18 protein-coding genes are annotated in these 22,240 nt (G+C 41.1%); 12 read left to right on the top strand and 6 right to left on the bottom strand.

The window, feature by feature from the left end:
- The first annotated feature begins 347 nt into the window (after positions 1 to 347).
- From HUW48_RS12160 to HUW48_RS12135, 6 genes are all read left to right on the top strand, one after another.
- Positions 348 to 2,675 carry a TonB-dependent receptor gene (locus tag HUW48_RS12160; protein WP_182415924.1) on the top strand — a complete coding sequence of 776 codons (2,328 nt, stop codon included), beginning with the start codon at positions 348 to 350 and terminating at the stop codon, positions 2,673 to 2,675.
- Positions 2,676 to 2,715: 40 nt separating this feature from the next.
- Positions 2,716 to 3,531 (top strand): DUF4249 domain-containing protein, encoded by an 816-nt coding sequence (locus HUW48_RS12155; protein WP_182415923.1) that lies wholly within the window; start codon positions 2,716 to 2,718, stop codon positions 3,529 to 3,531.
- Between the two features lie 181 nt (positions 3,532 to 3,712).
- The gene (locus HUW48_RS12150) at positions 3,713 to 5,041 is read left to right on the top strand and encodes a multicopper oxidase family protein (RefSeq protein ID WP_182415922.1); all 1,329 of its coding nucleotides are present in this window, start codon (positions 3,713 to 3,715) and stop codon (positions 5,039 to 5,041) included.
- 70 nt (positions 5,042 to 5,111) lie between these two features.
- The gene (locus HUW48_RS12145) at positions 5,112 to 5,735 is read left to right on the top strand and encodes a GNAT family N-acetyltransferase (protein ID WP_220464021.1); all 624 of its coding nucleotides are present in this window, start codon (positions 5,112 to 5,114) and stop codon (positions 5,733 to 5,735) included.
- A 114-nt stretch (positions 5,736 to 5,849) separates the two neighbouring features.
- On the top strand, positions 5,850 to 6,824 hold the full coding sequence (locus HUW48_RS12140) for a hypothetical protein (protein WP_182415920.1): 975 nt from the start codon (positions 5,850 to 5,852) through the stop codon (positions 6,822 to 6,824).
- A gap of 383 nt (positions 6,825 to 7,207) precedes the next feature.
- A complete protein-coding gene (locus HUW48_RS12135; protein WP_182415919.1) occupies positions 7,208 to 7,792 on the top strand; it encodes a hypothetical protein in 585 nt (194 codons plus the stop codon).
- A 41-nt stretch (positions 7,793 to 7,833) separates the two neighbouring features.
- Here the strand turns inward: HUW48_RS12135 and HUW48_RS12130 are convergent, their stop codons facing one another.
- Entirely contained in the window at positions 7,834 to 8,307 is a 474-nt protein-coding gene (locus tag HUW48_RS12130) for an SRPBCC family protein (protein ID WP_182415918.1), read from the bottom strand.
- 433 nt (positions 8,308 to 8,740) lie between these two features.
- On the opposite strand from HUW48_RS12130, the gene HUW48_RS12125 reads away from it, so the two are divergent.
- Both HUW48_RS12125 and HUW48_RS12120 read left to right on the top strand, forming a co-directional pair.
- Positions 8,741 to 9,433, top strand: a complete 693-nt coding sequence (locus HUW48_RS12125) for a YetF domain-containing protein (RefSeq protein WP_182415917.1) — start codon at positions 8,741 to 8,743, stop codon at positions 9,431 to 9,433.
- Between the two features lie 10 nt (positions 9,434 to 9,443).
- On the top strand, positions 9,444 to 10,136 hold the full coding sequence (locus HUW48_RS12120) for a DUF421 domain-containing protein (RefSeq protein WP_182415916.1): 693 nt from the start codon (positions 9,444 to 9,446) through the stop codon (positions 10,134 to 10,136).
- Between the two features lie 747 nt (positions 10,137 to 10,883).
- On the opposite strand, the gene HUW48_RS12115 is transcribed toward HUW48_RS12120, so the two are convergent.
- From HUW48_RS12115 to dprA, 3 genes are all read right to left on the bottom strand, one after another.
- Positions 10,884 to 12,074: a class I SAM-dependent rRNA methyltransferase gene (locus tag HUW48_RS12115; RefSeq protein ID WP_182415915.1), complete on the bottom strand. Its 1,191-nt coding sequence runs from the start codon at positions 12,072 to 12,074 to the stop codon at positions 10,884 to 10,886.
- 168 nt (positions 12,075 to 12,242) lie between these two features.
- A complete protein-coding gene (locus HUW48_RS12110) occupies positions 12,243 to 13,067 on the bottom strand; it encodes an aminotransferase class IV (protein WP_182415914.1) in 825 nt (274 codons plus the stop codon).
- Positions 13,068 to 13,348: 281 nt separating this feature from the next.
- On the bottom strand, positions 13,349 to 14,464 hold the full coding sequence (dprA, locus tag HUW48_RS12105; protein ID WP_317173797.1) for a DNA-processing protein DprA: 1,116 nt from the start codon (positions 14,462 to 14,464) through the stop codon (positions 13,349 to 13,351).
- Positions 14,465 to 14,766: 302 nt separating this feature from the next.
- Here dprA and HUW48_RS12100 point away from each other — a divergent pair, with 302 nt between their 5' ends.
- On the top strand, positions 14,767 to 14,973 hold the full coding sequence (locus HUW48_RS12100; protein ID WP_182415913.1) for a hypothetical protein: 207 nt from the start codon (positions 14,767 to 14,769) through the stop codon (positions 14,971 to 14,973).
- Positions 14,974 to 15,045: 72 nt separating this feature from the next.
- On the opposite strand, the gene HUW48_RS12095 is transcribed toward HUW48_RS12100, so the two are convergent.
- Positions 15,046 to 15,384, bottom strand: coding sequence for a MerR family transcriptional regulator (locus HUW48_RS12095; RefSeq protein ID WP_182415912.1), 339 nt, complete (start codon positions 15,382 to 15,384; stop codon positions 15,046 to 15,048).
- Positions 15,385 to 15,718: 334 nt separating this feature from the next.
- Between HUW48_RS12095 and alaS the strand changes: the two genes are divergently transcribed.
- The 3 genes from alaS to HUW48_RS12080 all read left to right on the top strand — a co-directional run bounded on the left by alaS (position 15,719) and on the right by HUW48_RS12080 (position 21,308).
- Positions 15,719 to 18,361 carry an alanine--tRNA ligase gene (alaS, locus tag HUW48_RS12090; protein WP_182415911.1) on the top strand — a complete coding sequence of 881 codons (2,643 nt, stop codon included), beginning with the start codon at positions 15,719 to 15,721 and terminating at the stop codon, positions 18,359 to 18,361.
- Positions 18,362 to 18,464: 103 nt separating this feature from the next.
- On the top strand, positions 18,465 to 19,943 hold the full coding sequence (gene gatB / locus HUW48_RS12085) for an Asp-tRNA(Asn)/Glu-tRNA(Gln) amidotransferase subunit GatB (protein WP_246343853.1): 1,479 nt from the start codon (positions 18,465 to 18,467) through the stop codon (positions 19,941 to 19,943).
- 240 nt (positions 19,944 to 20,183) lie between these two features.
- Positions 20,184 to 21,308: a TlpA disulfide reductase family protein gene (locus HUW48_RS12080; protein WP_246343851.1), complete on the top strand. Its 1,125-nt coding sequence runs from the start codon at positions 20,184 to 20,186 to the stop codon at positions 21,306 to 21,308.
- Positions 21,309 to 21,637: 329 nt separating this feature from the next.
- On the opposite strand, the gene HUW48_RS12075 is transcribed toward HUW48_RS12080, so the two are convergent.
- Positions 21,638 to 22,198 (bottom strand): hypothetical protein, encoded by a 561-nt coding sequence (locus HUW48_RS12075; protein WP_182415910.1) that lies wholly within the window; start codon positions 22,196 to 22,198, stop codon positions 21,638 to 21,640.
- Positions 22,199 to 22,240: the final 42 nt, after the last annotated feature.

Raw genomic sequence — 22,240 nt, 5'->3', positions numbered from 1 at the left:
GCTGGGTCAGTCCCATTCTCATCCCTTTAGGAGGCTATTAGCTGTTTTCTTTTACTAATTCTTATCAAATAGAAATGAAAGGCTCTGCTACCAACTTTCCTTATCTATAAAATTATATAAAATATCTCTAAAATTTTGTAAAGGCTAGGGCAGAAGAGCAAAGTACCTTTGTCCTATTCAAACAGAGTAGTTAATAAAAAGAATAGGAAATATTTTTTAAACGCTTCTCTTAGAGCAGCCAACAGCAATTATTCTCTGGGAACTACAAATAGGTTCTTACAAATATAACAGCCGCCAGCTTTCTTATTCCTTACCAGAAAAATCCTAAAACCACAAACCATAAAATTATGAAAAAATTAGTATTCCTATTTTTACTCTTTTTCCCGCTGGTGATGTACGGGCAACAAAAGTATACCATCAGCGGGAACTTAAAAGACACCCAGAACGGGGAAGATCTGGTTGGCGCCACCATTAGCGTACAAGGTAGTACAGCCGGAACCACTACGAATACCTACGGCTTTTACTCTTTAACCTTACCCGCCGGTCCATACACCTTGGTTTATTCTTATTTGGGTTATACTGCCATTGCCCAATCCATTTACCTGAATCAGAATATAAACTTGAATCTGGAACTTACCCCGAGTGCGGCCACCCTGCAGGAAGTAGTTATTACCAGTCACAAAAAAGATGCAAACGTCCAGCAAAACAAGATGAGTACCGACGTTCTGCCCATGGAAACTATTAAAACTTTACCTGCTTTTATGGGGGAAGTAGACGTGATGAAAACCATCCAGATGCTGCCCGGGGTACAATCGGGTGGGGAAGGCACTTCTGGTTTCTACGTGCGGGGCGGTAGCATCGACCAGAATTTAATTCAACTGGATGAAGCGCCCGTTTATAATGCTTCTCACCTGATGGGTTTCTTTTCGGTGTTTAATGCCGATGCGATAAAAGAAGTAGAACTTTACAAAGGTGGTATCCCGGCCGAATACGGCGGTCGCTTATCTTCTCTGGTAGACATCCGGATGAAAGAAGGCAACAACAAACACTTTGATGCATATGGCGGAATAGGCACCATAGCCAGTCGCTTTACCCTGGAAGGCCCTATTGTAAAAGATAAAAGCTCGTTTATTCTATCGGGGCGCCGTACCTACGCCGATATGTTCCTGAAGTTAAGCTCCGATGAAAATATTAATAAAAATAAGCTGTACTTCTACGACCTTAACACTAAGTTAAACTATAAAATTGGCAAAAAAGACCGTTTATTTATTTCGGGTTACTTTGGCCGGGATGTGTTCCAGTATAAAGAACTCATGCGCATGGATTGGGGTAATGCAACCGCTACGGCCCGTTGGAATCATTTATTCACCGATAAACTGTTCTCTAACTTTACGGCCATTTACAGCAACTTTAACTACAATATTGGTATGCCCAGCGGCAACACGGCTTTTAGCTGGAAGTCTAATATTGAGGATGTAAATTTAAAAGCTGATTTTTCTTACTTTCCGAATAACCGCAATACCATAAAATTTGGTCTTAGCTCTATTTACCATACTTTTAAGCCGGGTATCATTCAGCCGCGGTCTGAAACTTCGGTAGTGAGGGAACTCTTGCTCGACGAAAAATATGCCCTGGAAAATGCTTTTTATTTGAGCAATGAGCAGGAAATTTCGCCCCATTTTTCTTTTACGTATGGTTTGCGGTATTCCTTTTTCCAGAATATGGGCGGTCGGGTACAGAATTACGATGCTACCCACCAACTCGTAACAGATACCGTTACTTACGCCCGCACCCACATTTACAAAACGCAGGGCGGTTTCGAACCGCGCCTATCTGCCCGCTTATTGCTAAACGAGAACAGCTCCTTAAAAGCTTCTTACAACCGTACCCTACAATACCTGCACCTGGCTTCCAATGCTACTTCGGCCTCGCCGTTTGATGTGTACATTCCGTCGGGCAAATACATTAAGCCGCAATCGGCCAACCAAATAGCACTGGGCTATTTCCGGAATTTCCGCCAAAATACCTTGGAGGCCTCCGCGGAAGTGTATTACAAAGACCTGAAAAACCAAATTGATTTCCGCGATAACGCCGAACTGCTATTAAATAATAACCTGGAAACCGAAATTTTAACGGGTACCGGAAAAGCGTATGGCCTGGAATTAATGGTTAAAAAACAAACCGGCCGTTTAACTGGCTGGGCCAGCTACACCTTATCCCACACGGAGCGCACCATAAAAGGCATTAATAGCGACAAAGCCTACCCGGTGCGGCAAGATAAGCCGCACAACCTGGCGGTGGTAATGTCTTACCAGATCTCGGACCGTCTAACCCTCGGGGCAAACCAGATGTATAGCAGTGGCAATGTGGTAACCATGCCTTCGGGCTCCTACCGCAACGGTAATATAATTGTACCCATTTATACCGAACGCAACGGTTACCGGCTCCGCGATTATCACCGCCTGGATTTATCTTTAACCCTAAATAATAAAAAACAACCGGGGCAGAAATACGAATCCAGCTGGAATTTCTCGGTATTTAATGCCTATGGTCGCAAGAACGTGTTCTCGGTTCAACTAGACCAAACCGAAGAAACACCTTCCCGGATGGAATCAAAAGAAATCTCCATTATTGGGGCAGCCATTCAGGCGGTTACCTACAATTTTAAATTTTAAAATTATCTCTTTTTTAATCACCCATTGTCAAAATACAACTATGAAAAATTTTGTTTTTTTCTTTTTCAGTTTTCTGATGCTGGCATTAACCAGTTGTGAAACCGTAGTAGACCTGGACCTGAAACAAAGTGAACCGAAACTAGCCGTTGAAGCCATTATAACTGACCAGGCTAACCAAAACACGGTAAAATTAACCTTATCGGCACCCTATGCTAAAAATGTAGAACCCACTCCCGTTAACGATGCCCAGGTAATAATAACCGATAATGCCGGCAATACTATTCCATTCATCCATGAAACCAATGGGTTGTACAAGCCCGCGACAGATTTTAAAGGGGTAATTGGACGAAGTTATACGCTTACCATCCTGGCTAACGGGCAATCGTACACGGCAACCTCAGTATTGAATTCGGTACCCACTTTAGACAAAGTAACTTATGAATATGTGGATGGTAAAAACGACGATTATGGCCGCGAAGAAGGGTATTATATCTCCACTGCTTTTCAGGATATAGCTGGGGTAAAAAACTATTATAAACTATATGTAGTGGTAAACGGCCAGCTTCGGCAACAGCAATCCAGTGATATTCTGGTAACCGAAGATAAATTATACGATGGCTCTTACCTGGACGATTTACAGCTATTTACTGCTTTTGCCCAGAACGACCAACTAGAAGTAAATCTGTTATCGCTTACCAAAGAAGCCTATGATTTTTACGCCGCTATGAGCGATTTAGCTAACCAGGGTGGTTTAATGGGGCGGAATCCGGCCAATCTGCCCACCAACATCAGCAATGGCGCAGTAGGTTTCTTCTCAACTAGTGCTATCTCCTCTAAATCTCTAGTAATTGAATAGGATAATAGCCTAATTATCAATTAAATATAATTAAATTTCTAACGTAATTTTATAAAACGTTGATAAAATTATATAAGAAAAAGGGCGTCTTGGCAATGTAACTTTGTCTTGTTCTCCAAAGGGAATAACCTATAAATTTTAACCCTCCTACCAACTAACTTTTACTTAAATCTTCCCAATTATGAAAGCTAATCAGAATTATTACCACTTAACTGCCAGCGAATTTGAGTGGCAAGTTTCAACCGAAAAAACAATTAAAGCCTGGGGGTTTAATCAACAACTACCGGGGCCAACCTTAAAAGCCCGAAAAGGAGAGGAGCTAATTGTTAAGGTTACCAATAATCTAGAGCAGCCTACTTTTATTCATTGGCACGGCATCCGTTTGCCCGCTTCTATGGATGGTACCGGCGAAGTGCAGAAACCTATCTTACCCGGCGAAGATTTTGAATACCGGTTTATAGTACCCGATGCCGGCACGTTCTGGTATCATTCGCATGCCAACGAAACCGAACAAATGGAGCGGGGCATGTACGGGGCTTTAATAGTAGAAGAGGAAACCGACATTATACAGGCGGATGCCGATAAGGTTTTTATGATTGATGACATGAAACTTACGGCAGAAAATGAATTTACTAAACCCGGTTGGTTTATTCCCCGCATTATCGAAAGACATGATGGCCGCCAAGGCGACACCCTCCTGATTAATGGTAAGGAAAACCCTATTATAGATATGGCGGCTGGGCAGCAGGAAAGATGGAGATTTATTAATGCAGCCAGCGCGCGTTATTTTGTTTTGCACCTTAACGGAAAAGCATTTAAAGTTATTAGCACCGATGGCGGCTTATTGGAACAATCCCGCAAAGTAACCCAATTGCTAATAACCCCCGGTGAACGGTACGATATAATTGCCGGACCATTTGCCGAAGGCGAAACTATTCCGCTGGAATCTTTGCCTTACAACCGGGTAACTTTCTTAAAACCCAAACAACAACAATTTGCCACTATTCGGGTAGGAGAACAGAAGCCTACCATAGCTGTAATCCCGGAAAATTTAAGAAAAATTGAATTACTCGCACCTCGAGATGCCTCTATCACCAGAAAAGTAAAACTTTCGGTTGGGCCCAGTTTAAAAAATGGAATGGATTTTCTGGTAAATAACGATGTGCACGTAAACGATAAACCGGTTAATGTTGGAGAATTGCAAATCTGGGAAGTAAATAACGCGAGTCTCATGGACCATCCTTTTCACTTACACGGGTTCTTTTTTCAGGTACTGGAAGAAAACGGAAAAGCACTCGAATATTTGGCCTGGAAAGATACCTACAATTTACCCCCCCGAACAAAAATTAAAATTGCCTGGGTACCCGATAACCGGCCGGGCCGCTGGATGTATCATTGTCATATTCTGGAACACCATGCCGCCGGTATGATGGCTAACTTCGACGTGGTAGATCCGGCAAACCCCGATCTAAACCCAGTTTCTTCGGAACATTCCTGTCATGTTCATTAATATCCCAAACTTTCACTATCCGATACTTCCGGCCATGTTATATTCCTATAATTTTAAAAATCAACTTCCAGTGCTTCCTGGAATTCAAGGCTTAACTATTCAGGAGAATTTTGATTCGGCCTTTATGGCACAACTGGGACAAATTACCCTGGATGAAGCAAACCAACGGTTTTTAGATGGAAATAAAGCCTTTGTAGCTTATTTACACCATAAGCCGGCCGCATTTGGCTGGGTAGCTTTAAACAAAGCTCGTATTGGAGAATTAAACCATGGATTTAAACTTCCTTTTCAGCACGGTTACCTCTGGAACTTTAGAACTTTAGTTGAATTCCGGGGCTTAGGTATTTACCCGCATTTGCTGCATTATATTTTAAATTGGGGTAAAACCAACCTGGATTGCTTCTGGATTATGCATGCCCCGGAAAATAAAGCTTCGGAGAAAGGAATCCGAAAAGCAGGTTTTAATTTCATTGGCAAAGTTTCCGTAATAAACAGCCACGAAGTAATTTTTACCCATGAAAACCAAGTGCTTCCTCTGGCAGATATCCTGGATACCTTTAGTTTCTTAAAATCGGAAGAGGATCCTGCCTCCTGTTGGAATTGCAGTAGTCCTTATTTAAAAAATCGCACGCCCCATTGCTGCTGCCCAACCGAAGAAACAGAGTGCACTCAAAATATTTATAATTACGCTTAATTTAATACGTGTACATTCTGGATGAAAGTAATATTACCTTTAAAAGTGCGGAAGAACATGGTTGTGGCTTATTCGTAAATTTAAACGATATTCGCCTGTTTACGACCATTTGTTATGATAAAAATCAGTCAAAATTCTCTACAATTACTTTTAGCTGTATGGTATTTTATTGGTTCATTCTTGTTTAGTAGTTATTCATTCGCGCAAAAGCAAATTAAGGCCGATTCCGTTACTATTATGCGCCAGGAAACGCAGCGCCAGTTTAACTTGGATCCGCAGCAACCACTTACTGACCGGGTGCGGGTAACCTCCCCGGAAACCCTTCAAATGTTCCGTGAAGCAGGAATGTCACCCCGGGAGCACGAGTTAACAACCGATGAACGTAGCCAGCTAAAACAAGTATTAGCCGCCTTACCACCTCTGCACCAAAAGGTCTTAAAGGAACATTTACGAAGTATTAATTTCTTAGATAATATGCCCAATACCGCCCTTACCACTACTCTAAACAGCAGCAGTTTTCCTGTTTTCGATATTACGGTGCGGGCGGCAATCTTCCATCAAACCGCTTCGGAATGGATGACCGAGAAAGAACGAACTTGCTTTAAAGCCGAGGGTTCTTCGCTGGAAGTATCCTGCGATATTGGTTCGCTGAGTGCTTTACTCTACGTGCTGTTGCATGAAACAACCCACATGGTAGACGGTACATTGCATCTGGCCCAAACCTCTGGGTTCAGTAAAGGAATTTGGAGCGACCGAACCCGTATAACAGCAGAATATAGCCCGGCCTTGTTCGACAGTACCCGCTACCGGGGCGGCAAGCCCTTACCCATCAGGCAGGCACCTTCATTATACCAATCTTTATCCACTACGCCCTTCGTCTCCTTATACAGTACCAGCAGTTGGAACGAAGACCTGGCGGAATATTTGTCGGTTTACCATTTTACCCAAAAATTGAAGCAGCCTTTCCGGATTATTCTGCGGGATAATGGCAAAGAAGTGTTGGTGTATGAGCCGTTGAAATCAAAGCTGGTGCGCAGCCGTTTGAAAGAGATGAAGCAATTTTACCAAGTGCCTGCTCAGCAAGGTTAATAGTATATTAAAGCACCGAAATTACATTTGAATTTCTGATTAGCTTCTTAAAAGTAGCAACCATAAGCCGGATTCAAATTGCTAATTTTTGCAAATTATTATATTATTGAAGGAATCGTTGCAGTAAGAATGAACGGCTTTACGCTAAATTAAATAATTTTACTATTAATAATTTATGGTTGGAGCGGCATCATTTGTAAAATTAAAAATGCACGTAACTAAAAGTTGAATTTCTATGGTCGTTTTTTATAAATGGATATAAATATTTTATAATAAAAATTGATTTTTTATCTTGTTCCCTTCTAGGTTTTTGTATCCGGATGAGTGACTAAAGTAGAACAATAGGAAAGGGTACAAACATGAAAGATTTATACGAGTAAGTCATGAAAAAAAAATATTTTATTCTTTTTTACTTTTTACTATTATTAATACCCAAAATAAATCCGGTTTATGCCCAGGAAACCGAAGAATTACACGAATTTGACGAATTACAGGTTGACAAAGTAATAATTGCTAAAAGCAACGGGAAAGCCTCGAACCAAAAGTTTAACATGACCAGCAATTCGGCTAGTCTGGTGAAAGCTTTCGGGCCACCTACGAGTAAAACCATTGAGTTTGCCGAAATGGACCAGGTTGATTTTACCGTTTACCGTTATCCTGGTGCCGAAATTTCTTTTTATCAAGATAAAGTAATTTACTTCCGGATTAAAGGCCCTGAATTTAAAGTACTGGCACCCACTACGGGAACTAACAAATTCTCCATTCAGGTAGGAAAGCCAATTAGCGGATTAAAGCCTGTATTTCCAAAATCGTATAAAAATTTAAACAGCGATGGCGTTTTGTTTTTTTGGTTGTATTCTCAGGCAACTAATAAGAGCACTAAAAAATTGACAAAAACCAGGCTAGAACCCGGCATTGGTGTTTTCACCACCAACGGACTTATAACTGACATTGTATTTGAAGAATAACCCTTGTTAGTAAAATACCCTCAGTGAAGAAGTACAAATGGTTACCTGTTAATAAATTTTCCGAAGCGTTTTTCTAGTACCTGCTGGCGATAGACGAAAATCCCTTCTAACTGTTTTTTTACGAACAAGGCATGCACTAAGGCTCCCAACGGGCCAAAAGGTAGTTTGTAATGCACCTGGTCCCGCATTTCCACACCACCAGGTATCTCTTTAAAAAAATGGGAATGGTGCCATAAAGCGTACGGCCCAAACCGCTGCTCATCAACAAAGTATTGTTTATCTGCCACGTGGGTGATTTCCGTCATCCAGAAAATTTTAATGCCAAACAAAGGTTTCACATAGTAAGTAATAATCTGGCCCGGGTACATTTTAGTTGAATCCGAATTGCTTAGAACTTCAAAACCCATGTAAGAGGGAGTAATTTCAGCCAGGTTGTCCGGTGAAGAAAAAAAATCCCAAGCTTGGTCTAAAGTAATGGGTAACTTATGGGTTCGCTTTAAAACATAGTGGCTCATGCCTGCATTACAGTTAAGTATTTAGTAAATTTTACTTTCTGCTTACCTAACCGAAAGAAGTACAATAAGTTTTCGGGAATGGCAAATATCTCATTTAACCCGATTAGTAGAAGTTTGTAAACCTGAATAAAAATCAAAGGGCAATTAGTGCTAAACAGTACGGGTAATCTCAATAACTACATTCTTTTTATTAAATTCTTTCTATTTAAGCCTTCAGGTTATTTGTATATAGAATATAATTTAACTAAGTAGTGCCTTTTGATTCTTTACGTTTATACTTCTTTTTGCAACTTCAGTAATTTGAACAAAATACTAAATTTTTTAAACGACTACGTGTTAGTTCGGTATTTTCTTGTTATAAATACAAGTGGTTTGCCTAAATCAGTAAAAATTCTGCATAACCTCTTCATTTCCAATTCGTAATTGTAAGCTTATGAAAAAAGAGGAGATTTATTTGGGGGATTGGCAACGATTATTGTTGGGTAATTCTCCGTGGGAATTTATGCTGGAGGTTTTTATCCGGACAATAATTATTTATGTGGCTCTACTTATTACCTGGCGCTTGTTAGGAAAACGCATGAACGCCCAGTTAACTATTACCGAACTTGCCGTAATGATTACTTTGGGGGGAATTGCTTCGGTTCCAATGCAATTACCAGATAAAGGTATTTTACTGGGTATTTTAGGTCTAGCCTGTGCTGTAATCTTTCAGCGAGGTTATAATTATTTAACCTTTAAATCGCGGAAAGCCGAAGTTTTAGCTTACGGTGACGTTGGCCTGTTGGTGAAAGATGGCGTTTTGCAATTAGATCAAATGAGGGAATACAATATTTCTAAAGAGCAGGTATTTGCCGGTTTGCGCTCTCAGAAGATTCTTCACTTAGGCGAAGTAAAACGCGCTTACCTGGAATCGTCGGGTTTATTTAGCATTTTTAAAGAAGAAGATCCGAAACCCGGATTATCGGTTTTACCGGAAAAAGACGAACAATTGCACCAGTCCGAACCGCAGGATAATACCTACGCCGCCTGTCTGCATTGCGGTAATATTGTTAAACAAACAAAATTTAATAAACAAGCTTGCCCTAATTGCCAGGAACATACCTGGACTTACGCAGTGGCCGCTTAATATACATTTTATGAAACCCGAAGATATTCATATTACAGATTATTTGCGTATTCTCCTGGGCGAGGTTCCCTGGAGCTTTTTAATAGAAGTTGTTATCCGCGTATTTTTTATTTACCTGGTTCTAACGCTTGCCATGCGCCTAATGGGTAAACGCATGGCGGCCCGTTTAAGTCGGTCCGAAATGGCGGCTTTAGTAGCCTTAGCTGCTTCTAACGGGGTTGCTATTCTGGCTCCTGACCGGGGATTATTACCGGTGTTTATTATTGCCCTGGTTATTATTTGTTTTCAAAAATTCATTGCCCTCCGTACCCGGGATAACCCCCATCTGGAACAAATTACAATGGGCGATGTGGATGTACTAATTAAAGATGGGGTACTGCAACTGGAATGCTTGCAGCATACCCGCATGAGTCAGGAGCAGGTTTTTGCTCAGTGTCGTTTTGAACAAATAAGTAATTTAGGAAAAGTAAAACGTGCCTACCTGGAAGCCAATGGAGCTTTTACTATTTTAAAAGACGAAGAAAAAAAAGCCGGGCTTTCTATCTTACCTAATTGGGATAAAGAGTTTCGGAATACTCAGCAAGCAGCCTCGGATACTTTCGCCTGTTGCAATTGCGGCAATATTGTTACGCATAAGCATCAAGCACAAAATGCTTGTTCTGTTTGTGGCGAGAAGGAGTGGAGTGATGCTGTGGTTTCGTAATCTTTTGGTGTGAAGCAAGGGTTATTACTTGGATCCTTTTCAAGTCTCCAGATGGCGATGCTAACTTATTTGATATTTCAAGTTTTGCCTCGTGGCCGGCGGGCCTCGTTTGGCTCTCTCGGGCAGTTTAGCGAACCTTGGCTCACTCCGTTGCGACATGCCTCCCTCTTCGGCACCGGAACGCTAAAAGGCCCTCAACAGCCAAACTAGTGTTGGTTGCTTGTAACTACCTTGTTCCAGGTTATTGTGGTACTAGAATTAGTAAATACTCAACCTCGCGCAAGTGTTAAGCGAAGCGCCACTTATGCGTAAGAACTTACGTCAGTCTACTGACTGACGTAAAATGGTTTAGAATTTGCCTGTCAGGAGACTGGCTTTTGTATGGAAGTCACTAGCCCCGCACCGGTAAAGCATGCGCTAGTTAGGTTAGCAAAGTCAGTGTAGAGAAGACAAGTTGGTAAACCTTCTGGATTTTCAGATAAAGTAAGATAAACGGTAGCTAAGAGCAAAAGACACCAGTTTGGCTATGGAGGGCCTTTTAACGTTCCGGTGCCGACGTAGGAGGCATGGCGCAACGGAGTGAGCCAAGGTTCGCTAAACCGCCCGAGAGAGCCAAACGAGGCCCGCCGGCCACGAGGCAAACTGGTTAGGTTACCTGTCAAAAAAGATGGAACTTGTGCATGGAGACTGGAACAGGCTCCACGGAATACAAGCTCTCTTAAGATAATCTTAGAGTTAACTCTTTCTTTACTCTACAAACAAAACCAGCCCTTTCAGGTATTCTCCTTCCGGATGAAAGATAGAAACCGGGTGATCGGCTGGTTGAGAGAGGTGGTGCATAATTTTAATATTCCGGCCAGCTTCAATGGCGGCCGCCATAATGGTGTTGTTAAATAAACTACGATCTACGGCTTGCGAACAGGAAAAAGTAAATAATATGCCGCCCGGTTTAATTTGCTTTAAAGCTTCTGCGTTCAGGCGTTTGTAGCCCATTACGGCGTTGTGCCGTACATTATGGTGCTTCGCAAAAGCAGGTGGGTCCAGGATAATAATATCGTAGGGTTGCGGTTGATTTTTGAAAAAGCTAAAGGTATCTACCGCAAAAGAGGCATGGCGATCACCGGCCTGGTTTAAGGCGCAATTCTTGTCGGTGAGTTCAATGGCTTTTTTAGAACTGTCTACCGAATGTACCAGCGTAGCTCCGGCATTTAAGGCATACACCGAAAAGCCGCCCGTATAACAAAAAGTATTCAGCACCGATTTACCCGGAGCATAATTAGCCAGTAGTTGCCGGTTTTCGCGCTGGTCAATAAAAAAGCCGGTTTTCTGACCGGTTATCCAATCTACGTAAAAAGGGTTATTATTTTCCTGCACAATCTGAGCCTCGTTGCCGCTCCCAATTAAATAACTGTTTAAGGGGGTATCGGTTTCCTGTAAGTGCAGGGTTTCAGCACTTTTATCGTATACTGCCTTTAATTGATGGCCGTAAACTTCCTGTAAAGCTTGGGCAATTTGTTCTTTGGCCCGGTACATTCCTACACTATGCGCCTGCAGCACGGCCGTTTCGCCGTATACATCAATAATTAATCCGGGCAAACCATCTCCTTCGGCAAAAACCAGACGGTACACATTAGTTTTCGGATTATCAATAAATCCCAAAACTTGTCGGTAGTTATAGGCTTGCTGCAATTTAGAGCGCCAGAAAGCAGCATCCGCCGCGGTAGGTTCAAAAGAAAAAATCCGTACCGTAATGGAGCCTTTCTGGTAATGGCCTGCACCCAAAAACTCGTTCCGGCTCGAATACACGTCCACAGTATCGCCATCCTGCGGCTCTCCCATAACTTTTTTAATTGCTCCTGAAAATACCCAAGGGTGAAACCGTTTAAGCGATTGTTCTTTACCAGCGTGTAAAATAATGCGAATCCGTTCCGTTGACATAAACCTGTAAATTGAGCCGCAAAGGTAGGGGTTTAGCTGGTTAAATGCTCTAATTGTTAAAGATGGAATGTTGGCAAGTAGTTTTTACTACAAAGAATAATTCTCTTACCTGTTTTAAGAAGGAGGTAAGCTGCGATTTTGTAAACTATCCAATTTAAAAAAAAAATTTTATTTAGTAAAAAGTAAAGCATTGAGTTGATCCAGGACAGGTTGATGAATAGAAAATTCTTTCTGCCCGATGAATTGTATGAGTCGCAAACCCGTTACATTAGAGGTAAAAACAGTCTCCGCACTCATTAAATCTAACTTTGAAAAAATGCCTTCCTCTACTTTTAAGTTTTCAATTGCTGCGAGCCGGAGTATATTTTTCCGGATAATGCCGGCTATACAGCCCGATGGCAAAGATGGAGTGTACAAAACTGCTTCTTTTACCCAAAAAATATTGGCCACTAAAGTCTCTGAAATAAATCCTTGATTATTCAAAAGAATAAGTTCGTCGAGTTGCTTTTGTTTTTTCTCCAGACTGGCTAATACATAATTTACTGCGTAAGGGCCTTTAAAAAAAGATAACGGCGAATACGCATTTTGGACGGTAGTGGCAAAATCAGCACTTGCGATGACGGAAGGAAAAGAAGCTTGCGGTTGCAAGGTAATCAGGGTTTCGGCGGTATTTTGTTCCGGGGTGAACAAACCATCGGGCGTACGCCAAACGTGCAATTTTATCCGGGCACGCTGCTGCAATTGATTTTGTTTGGCAAGTTCCTGTATATAAGACTCTAATAAGGCTTGATTTTGTAGTTCTGCCGGTACCTGAATTTGTAAAACTTGTAGTGCCTTTCGGGTTCGTTCCAGATGGTCGGCTAAAAATCGAATTCGGCCATTATCCAGAATAATGGTTTCAAATAACCCATCGTTGTACTGAAAAGCCCGGTTGGTGTAAGAAAGCGAAAAATTCTCTTCTGAGATTAATTTAAAATTATGCAAAAGGTACATCTGATTATTCCTGGTAAGCCTGGTTCAAAAACTCCTGATAATGGGCATAAAATTAGTGCTTCGCCAAATTATGAATTAGAATTTATGAATTAGAAAGGAGTCCAGGATTCTTAAATCTTTTAATTTCTTCATTCCTAAATCTACTTTATTCTCAAATCTTCTTTGGAGGAACACTAGGATTAAGATTACTGAAGCTGTGATTACGTTTCAAAAATGATAAATCCTTAAGACTGATAAAAACCCATATCAGGTTTAATCTGAATCTAGAGGTAATTATATAACTATACCAAAGCAAACTTTTTACCCGGTAAGGACTTAACCACTCCTTTAAACTCCAGGCCCAAAAGCACCGAAGCCAATCGGCTTACCGGAATCTGAACTTTCCAGGATATATTATCCATAAGTTCTTCTTTATGGGCATGCAGCAGCTCAATTATCTGCCATTCTTCGGGTTCAAACTCGGCGGCATTTAGGTGCAAACCTTTACTATGTTTAACCGCCGCCGGGGCTAAAGCTTCGTCCCAGTTTAACAATTCTTCTAAGTCTGACAACTTGGTATAAATGGCTGCCTGGTTGGTTTTAATTAGGTAGTTGCAACCTTCCGAAACCTTTACATCCAGATTCCCAGGCACAGCCATTACATCTTTGTTATAACTATTAGCAATATCAGCGGTAATAAGCGCTCCACCTTTTATGGCGGCCTCCACAATTATGGTACAATCTCCTAAACCGGCAATTATCCGGTTGCGGGCCGGAAAGCGGGGAGCATCGGGTTTGGTGCCAAAAGTATTCTCGGTAAGTATGCCGCCACTTTCGAGCATTTTCTCTACGGTTTTGCGGTGTACCGATGGGTAAATAATATCTGGTCCGCTAGCCATTACACCAACAGTAGGCAATCCGGCTGCTACGGCGGCTCGATGCGCGAAAATATCAATGCCGTAAGCCAGACCACTTACTATAACTGGGTTGTGCTTTTTTAAATCGGATACAATTTTCTCGGTGATGCGTTTGCCGTAATCAGTAGCCTGTCGGGTACCTACAATACTTACTATTTTCGCATGGTTAAGATCAGCGTTGCCTTTGTAATACAGCAGGCAAGGTGCATCGGCAATCTGTTTTAAACGGGCTGGGTATTGGGGATTGGTATAAAACAGAAGTTGTACTTGTTGTTGTTCGGCTTGCTTTAAAATACTTTCGGCTAGCTGCAGGGCTTGGTTTGGGTTCATATTTTGCACCAAGGTTTGCCCAATGCCCGGTATTTTTAATAATTGGCCTTTATGGGAAGTAAAAACCGCTTTAGCCGAACCGCAGTAGCTAATAAGTTGCCGGGTGAGCATATCTCCTACACCCGGCAGCAATCCCAGGGCCACTTCATATAACAAAGAATCTGATGCCAATTGAGTGTCTGTTTAAATACTTTAGATTAAAACCCGTTTACGCAGGAAAATTGCAAAAGTAACAAAACAGGAAAACGGTAAATTTTAATTTTAAAATCGCTTTTAATTCTTAAAAGAAAGAGTAGTAATATTTAGTAAATGAAGAGGAGCAGTGGGGTGAGGATTATACCTAAAATAAAGCGGTGATGTCGGTATTTAGTCTGCTTTTAAGCTATTAAGGATAAAAAATTAAATATTATAGGTATTAGATTAACGTAAGCATCGGTTTCACGTAAGCATTACCGCATTAAAAAATAGAAACTATGGAAACTTCACAAGTGCAGAATAAATTAGCCGATTTAATTAAAAACCCGACCGCCATAATGGACGCCGTAAAAAATCCGGGTAAGTTTGGTTTAGATTATTATAATTCGCTTTCGAACCGCAACAAACAATATTTGGTATTTGCCGGGGCCGCTGGGCTACTCATTTACGGCATTATACTCGGTCGCCAAAATAAAATTTCTTAATTTATTTAAATGGCTCCTTTTTAGGGAGCCATTCTTTTTTTAATTGTTTTAGTAAATATTCAGCCAATAATACTAACTCAACTCACTTTTTACACTAACCAAAAATTCACGAATTTTTTCCAAAGATTTAATAATTTCTACTTTGTCTTTGGTTTGTACGGACCGGTTCTTTAATACTTCCCGTGCTCCCTGTATCGTAAAGCCGCGTTCTTTTACTAAATGATACACCAAACGTAAGTTTTCAATATCCGTTTTGGTAAACAGCCGGTTCCCTTTTTTACTTTTTTTAGGTTTTAGTACCTCAAATTCCGATTCCCAGAAACGAATAAGCGAAGGCGCCACTTGAAACATGGCCGCTACCTCTCCAATGCTATAATATTGTTTTTCGATATCTTTTTCTTTAAAGGGCATAATCCAGTTTAATTATTTCGTTAGAAATTATTCAGCAATTTATTCTGAGCAAAAGTTAGGTTGTACCAGTTTCAACGTTAATTCACTTTGCCGCCATCCTTCTTAAAACAACCCATAAGATTTTACCTTCTGAATGTAAATGATTTAAAAGCAAAACCACTGCGGGTAAAAATCAGAATAAGGTTACCGATTAATTTTAAAAAATACTACTTTTGCCGACACCCATAACGATACGCTTGGGTGAAAAGCATTGTTCTAAGCGAAATTGAATTATTTTTTGCTGATAAACAATACGATTCGTCTACAAACTTGAATAAAGACTTAAAGAGTATAAATGAATTCTTCGGAGATCAGACAAAAGTTTCTTGATTTTTTTGCTTCCAAAAAACACCATATTGTACCGTCGGCGCCTATTGTAGTAAAAGACGATCCTACCCTCATGTTCACGAATGCGGGTATGAACCAGTTTAAAGATTACTTTTTAGGCAACAAGCCCGCACCTTGGCCACGGGTAGCCAATACCCAAAAATGTTTGCGGGTCTCTGGTAAGCACAACGACCTGGAAGAAGTGGGTTACGACACCTACCACCACACCATGTTCGAAATGCTGGGCAATTGGTCGTTCGGCGATTACTTTAAAAAAGAAGCTTTGCCCTGGGCCTGGGAACTGCTCACCGACGTATACAACCTACCCAAAGAACGCATGTACGTTAGCGTTTTTGGTGGCGACGAGAAAGACGGTTTACCGGCCGATGAAGATGCATTTAAAATTTGGAAGAAAATTCTGGGTGGGGAAGACCGCATATTGTTCGGTTCTAAAAAAGACAACTTCTGGGAAATGGGCGACACCGGCCCTTGTGGTCCTTGTTCCGAAATTCACATTGACCTGCGTTCTGAAGAAGAAGTAGCTAAAACACCCGGTAAAGAACTCGTAAATAATGATCATCCGCAGGTAGTGGAAATCTGGAATAACGTGTTCATGGAATTTAACCGTTTGGCCGATGGATCTTTGGTGAAACTCCCTGCGCAACACGTAGATACGGGCATGGGCTTCGAGCGTTTGTGCATGGCTGTTCAGGGCAAACAATCCAATTACGACACCGATGTTTTCCAGCCCATGATTCAGTTTGTGGCCGAACAAGCCGGTGTGAAATACGAGGATAATGAGAAAACCGACATTGCGATCCGGGTATTATCTGATCATATTCGGGCCATTGCCTTTGCCATTGCCGATGGTCAGCTACCGTCCAATAACAAAGCCGGTTACGTAATCCGCCGGATTTTACGTAGAGCGGTGCGTTATGCTTTTACTTTCTTAAATTTTAAAAAGCCTTTCCTGTACCAAATGGTACCGGTTTTAGCTGATCAGCTAGCGCATATTTTCCCCGAGCTAAAAGCGCAACAGGCTTTTGTGCAACGGGTAATTGAAGAAGAAGAACTGGCTTTCTTGCGGACGCTGGAAAATGGGTTGAAGCGCTTGGATTCTTTAAATGAGACCTTTAAAGGAAACCAAAACCGAATTGATGGGAAAACAGCTTTTGAATTATATGACACTTTTGGTTTTCCGGCCGATTTAACTGCTCTAATTGCCAAAGAAAATGGTTTTTCAGTGGATGAGGAAGGGTTTGAGATAGAAATGCAGGCTCAGAAAAATCGTTCGCGAAACGCAGCGCAAACAGAACAGGGCGATTGGATACTGGTGGGCGATGATGTACCGACGGAATTTATGGGTTATGATGCAATTTCCACCGAAGCCCGCATTGTAAAATACCGGCAGGTAAAAACCAAAAATAAAACCGAGTACCAGATTGTGCTCGACCGGACACCTTTTTACGCCGAAAGTGGCGGTCAGGTGGGAGACACTGGATTTTTAGAATCAGACTTAAGTAAGGTAAAAGTTCTCGATACTAAAAAAGAAAACGACCTTATTATTCATATTACCGCCGACTTGCCTTTGGATATGGAAGTGCCCGTATTGGCCCGGGTAGATGAAGAGCGTCGCCGCCTGATTCAGAAAAACCATTCAGCTACGCATTTACTGCACGCGGCTTTACGCGAAGTACTCGGCACGCACGTGGCCCAGAAAGGTTCTTTGGTAAATGATAAATTATTACGTTTCGACTTTTCGCATTTTACTAAAGTAACCGAAAGTCAATTGCGGGATATTGAAGCCATTGCGAACCAGCATATCCGGCAGAGCATTCCTCTAGACGAAAAACGTAACGTACCTATTGCCGAAGCCAAACAACTTGGAGCAATGGCCTTATTTGGCGAAAAGTACGGGGAATTTGTTCGGGTAATAACTTTTGATAAAAATTACTCCGTAGAATTGTGCGGGGGAACCCACGTACCCAATACCGGCGAGATTGGTTTACTAAAAATAGTTTCGGAGAGTTCGGTAGCTGCCGGCGTTCGGCGCATTGAGGCGTATACCGCTGATCAGGCTCAAGATTATATAAATAACCAATTGGAACAATTAGAGTCTGTAAAGGAGGCTTTGGGTGCCCAAACAAACCTTACAGCGGCCATAGAAAAATTACTTTCTGAAAATAATTCTTTAAGAAAGCAATTAGAGCAATTTGAGTTAAAGCAACTCACTACCCTTAAAGATACCTTATTAAGTAAAAGCCAGGAAATAGCTGGCGTGAAGTTAATTGCGGAAAAAGTGGAGGTTAGCTCTTCGAATTACCTTAAAAAATTAGCCTTTGATACCCGCAATGCGGCCGGTGATAATTTATGTTTAATATTAGCTGCTAAAATTGATAATAAGCCCCAACTAGCGGTAATGCTCTCGGATAATCTGATAGCAGAACGAAATTTGAATGCCGTAAATCTGGTTAAAGAATTAGCCAAAGAAATAAAAGGTGGTGGAGGTGGTCAGCCGTTTTATGCTACCGCCGGTGGTAAAGAAACAAGTGGTTTAGCTGCTATCCCCGGCAAAGCGGCAGAGCTAGTAAAAAGTTTACTGGCAAAATAATTAGATCTTCTTTATCAGGAGGTTATAATTGTTTGCTTAAAGCTTTTAATTTAATTAAATTTATCTATTTTAATATAAAATAATCCAGTATTAGGTAGTGCAGATGCTGGCTATTAATGACACGATGGAAGAAAATTTGCGAGAAAAATATCAGCCGATTATTGGTTTAGAAGTACACGCTCAATTACTGACCGAAAGCAAAATGTTTGCTTCCGACTCTACGGAGTACGGCACTTTGCCGAATACCAACATCAGCGTTATTACTCTGGGCCACCCGGGTACTTTGCCAAAAGCTAATCTAAAAGCCGTTGACTATGCCATTAAAATGGGCTTAGCTACTAACTGCCAAATCACCCGTCAGAATATATTTGCCCGCAAAAACTATTTCTACCCGGATTTGCCAAAAGGCTACCAGATTACCCAGGATAAAACACCCATTTGCCGGGAAGGTTACGTGTACATACAAACCAGCCAGGGCGAAAAACGCATTGGCATTACCCGTATTCACATGGAAGAAGATGCGGGTAAATCCATGCACTTAGCCGGCGAAACCGAATCGCTCATTGACCTGAACCGGGCGGGGGTGCCGCTGATCGAGATTGTATCGGAGCCGGATATTCATACTTCCGAAGAAGCTTATAATTACCTGACGGAGATTAAAAAACTGGTTCGTTACCTGGATATCTGCGATGGTAACATGGAAGAAGGCTCGCTGCGTTGTGATGCCAACGTGTCTGTTATGCTGAAAGGAGCCGAAAAATTTGGTACCAAGGTAGAGGTAAAGAACATGAACTCTTTCCGGAATGTGCAGCGTGCCATTGATTACGAAATTGAGCGCCAAATTGAAATGTTGGAACGCGGCGAAACTATTGAATCGGAAACACGGGGCTTTGATGCCGTAACCGGAACAACCAGCGGCCAGCGTTCAAAAGAAACCATGAACGATTACCGGTATTTTCCGGAACCGGACTTAACTCCGGTATTTGTTTCGGAAGAAATGCTTACCACGATTAAAGCCGAAATGCCGCCTTTACCGCATGAACTCTACGAACGTTTTACTAAAAATTATCAGTTACCCGATTACGATGCCGGCGTTTTAACCGACCAAAAAGAAATTGCTTTGTACTTTGACGATCTTTGCCAATATACCACCAATTACAAAGCTGCTTCGAACTGGATAATGGGACCCGTTAAATCATTCATTAATGAACTGGCTTTGCCCGTGAGCGAATTTCCATTGCAGCCGCAGCAATTAGCTGATTTAATTGGGTTGGTAGATGCCGGTAAAGTAAATCATACGGCGGCCAGCCGGAATATTTTCCCGCAATTAATACAAAATCCGACGAAAACGGCGTTACAAGTAGCAGAGGAACTTAACCTGATACAAGAATCAGATGATACTCAATTACAAGGGTTTATTGATCAGGTATTAGCGGGCAATCCTAAAAAAGTAGTTGAATACAAAGCGGGTAAAACTGCCTTGGTAGGCATGTTTATGGGTGAAATCATGAAGCTTACCAAAGGTAAAGCCGACCCGAAAACGGTAAACAAATTGTTACAGGAAAGCCTGAAGAAAGTATAAAGTAATACATTCTAAGTAAACCGGTTTTTAGACATCTAATTTAAAGATATTTAACTATTAACTTGATTAACAGCTAACGTAACTTATTAGAAGTTAAGCTATGGATCTGACGAAATTGAGATAAAGAATTATACCTGGTTTAGTTATTTAAACGGGTTGGCTTTTTATTTCAGATGTTGATTTATCTTTCTTACCTGAGTAAAATTACCAAGAAGCAGGAGTGCAAAAACTTTTATAGAAATGAAAAAAGTAATATTAATTGGGTTTATACCGCTTGCGCTGCTAGGAGCCTGTAATAAAATAGGTTCTAAAAACGGCGTAGATAGCGGCAGCTATAAAATTTACGGTAAATTAAATAACCAGAGTTCGGGTAAAGTTTACTTGAGTGAGTTAGGAGAGAAGCAGTTTGTTACCCGCGACACAGCAACCGTCTTAAACGATGGATCTTTTACTTTCGAAGGCAAAGTAACGGAGCCAAGTGTTTACCGGATTTCCCTTACCGACGAGAACATGATCTTATTTATGCTGGAAAATAAGGAAATTCAGGTTGAGGCCGATGCCAAAGACCTGAATAAAACCTACGCCATTAAAGGTTCGGAAGAAGCCCAGTTGTTTAAAGAACTAACCGATAAGCTGGAAAAAATGCAGGCTTCCGGTATGCAATTACAAAAACGTTTTACGAAAGCAACTGAATCGGCTAATGAAGATTCGGTGAAAGTAATTCAGGAAGCTTACCAAAAAATACAGGAAGGCAACGTAAAAGTAATTAAAGGCTTTATTAAACAACACGATAAAACTGCCGTTGCCGCTTTTGCTACTTTAAACTTAATTAACCCTGAAACGGACCTTGCCTTTGCTGATAGTATGGCTACTTTGTTGAATAAAAGCAAGCCTGAATCGCAATATACGAAAGCATTAATAAAGCGCCTGGAGCCACTGAAAACCTTAGCTATTGGTAAAGCTGCCCCGGATATTACGCTTCCTACGCCCGATGGCAAAACCATGTCGCTTTCGTCGCTCAAAGGAAAATACGTGTTAGTAGATTTTTGGGCTTCGTGGTGCGGACCTTGCCGACAAGAAAATCCGAACGTAGTGCGCATGTACCATAAGTACAAAGATAAAGGTTTTGAAATTTTTGGAGTGTCGCTGGATAATTCCAGGGATAAATGGTTGGGAGCGATCCAAAAAGATCAGTTGGTTTGGCCGCATGTGTCGGACTTAAAAGGTTGGGAAAGTGCCGCCGCTCAGTTATATAACATTCAAGCTATTCCGCAAACCGTGTTACTCGACCGGGAAGGTAAAATTATTGCCCGCAATTTACGCGGCCCGGAACTGGAGGCTAAAGTTGCGGAGTTATTAAATTAACCTAAATATTTTAAAAAATAGTAAAAGGTTGTTTAATTAAACTAGTAAATTATAAATTAAAATTTAAGCTTTTTCAAACCTAAATTAAACAACAAAGGCCTTCTATTCAAGTAGGCCTTTGTTGTTTAAAAACAATAGATATTTAACTTTTAAGCTATTGGTTTTAAAGAAGCTGTTTAGTAAGGAAAATTTATCCAGGTAGCACCTATTATGGTTTTACCATCCATCCTCTAAAGCTGGAGGCAAGCCATCTATTGTTTGGCAAGTAAATAATAATAAATAATTACTAGCTTCTGAATAGCTACTAGCTTCAGCTAGTGGATTTAAAATTACTTCAAAAACATAGCTTGCAGAGCGGCCCACAATTGTTTTTTCTTGTTTACATCCCGTTCAATAATTTCAAGTTCTTCCACAATTAGCAAAGGAGTATGGCCAATACTGGCTGGTTTGTAATAGCCTACTCGTGAATCAGCAGTCATGTCCAGAATATTTTTCCCGAATACAATCAAGTGTTTCAGGTTTTCTGCTTTGCTTAACTCGTAAATATTTATTGGTTTTATATTTAAAGTATTCACGTAAGCTACATCGCTGGGCGTGTACTTAATTGCTCCTAAAATTTTTACTAAAAACTCATTTTTGGGTAGCTCCTGAAATGCATTCTCAGGTTGAGATACTAATATTAACAAGCCTTTTTTATTATCTCCCAGAACAGGATATTTCTTTACCGGAGCCGTGTTGCCTAATTTTTCTATTTCTGCCTTACTAATTGGTTCGGGTTCTATAACCGGCATTGAAAAAACAACTGGCTCGGCTTGCGTTTCGGGTAGAATAAACAAAGGCTCGGTAAAAAGCTGTTGATAAAAACTGAGTTCTGCTGCCTGTTCCGCCATATAATATAGATTTAATAATAAATACCTAAAACCTACCACTTA

It is taken from the genome of Adhaeribacter radiodurans (assembly GCF_014075995.1).
GTDB lineage: Bacteria > Bacteroidota > Bacteroidia > Cytophagales > Hymenobacteraceae > Adhaeribacter > Adhaeribacter radiodurans.
Note: the sequence above shows the minus strand (reverse complement) of the source record. Positions and strands in the feature narration are given on the sequence as shown.

Coding starts and splice junctions, on each gene's coding strand:
- HUW48_RS12160 (WP_182415924.1), top strand. CDS start 348: ATGAAAAAATTAGTATTCCTATTTTTACTCTTTTTCCCGCTGGTGATG.
- HUW48_RS12155 (WP_182415923.1), top strand. CDS start 2,716: ATGAAAAATTTTGTTTTTTTCTTTTTCAGTTTTCTGATGCTGGCATTA.
- HUW48_RS12150 (WP_182415922.1), top strand. CDS start 3,713: ATGAAAGCTAATCAGAATTATTACCACTTAACTGCCAGCGAATTTGAG.
- HUW48_RS12140 (WP_182415920.1), top strand. CDS start 5,850: ATGATAAAAATCAGTCAAAATTCTCTACAATTACTTTTAGCTGTATGG.
- HUW48_RS12135 (WP_182415919.1), top strand. CDS start 7,208: ATGAAAAAAAAATATTTTATTCTTTTTTACTTTTTACTATTATTAATA.
- HUW48_RS12130 (WP_182415918.1), bottom strand. CDS start 8,307: ATGAGCCACTATGTTTTAAAGCGAACCCATAAGTTACCCATTACTTTA.
- HUW48_RS12125 (WP_182415917.1), top strand. CDS start 8,741: ATGAAAAAAGAGGAGATTTATTTGGGGGATTGGCAACGATTATTGTTG.
- HUW48_RS12120 (WP_182415916.1), top strand. CDS start 9,444: ATGAAACCCGAAGATATTCATATTACAGATTATTTGCGTATTCTCCTG.
- HUW48_RS12115 (WP_182415915.1), bottom strand. CDS start 12,074: ATGTCAACGGAACGGATTCGCATTATTTTACACGCTGGTAAAGAACAA.
- HUW48_RS12110 (WP_182415914.1), bottom strand. CDS start 13,067: ATGTACCTTTTGCATAATTTTAAATTAATCTCAGAAGAGAATTTTTCG.
- HUW48_RS12100 (WP_182415913.1), top strand. CDS start 14,767: ATGGAAACTTCACAAGTGCAGAATAAATTAGCCGATTTAATTAAAAAC.
- HUW48_RS12095 (WP_182415912.1), bottom strand. CDS start 15,384: ATGCCCTTTAAAGAAAAAGATATCGAAAAACAATATTATAGCATTGGA.
- alaS (WP_182415911.1), top strand. CDS start 15,719: ATGAATTCTTCGGAGATCAGACAAAAGTTTCTTGATTTTTTTGCTTCC.
- gatB (WP_246343853.1), top strand. CDS start 18,465: ATGCTGGCTATTAATGACACGATGGAAGAAAATTTGCGAGAAAAATAT.
- HUW48_RS12080 (WP_246343851.1), top strand. CDS start 20,184: ATGAAAAAAGTAATATTAATTGGGTTTATACCGCTTGCGCTGCTAGGA.
- HUW48_RS12075 (WP_182415910.1), bottom strand. CDS start 22,198: ATGGCGGAACAGGCAGCAGAACTCAGTTTTTATCAACAGCTTTTTACC.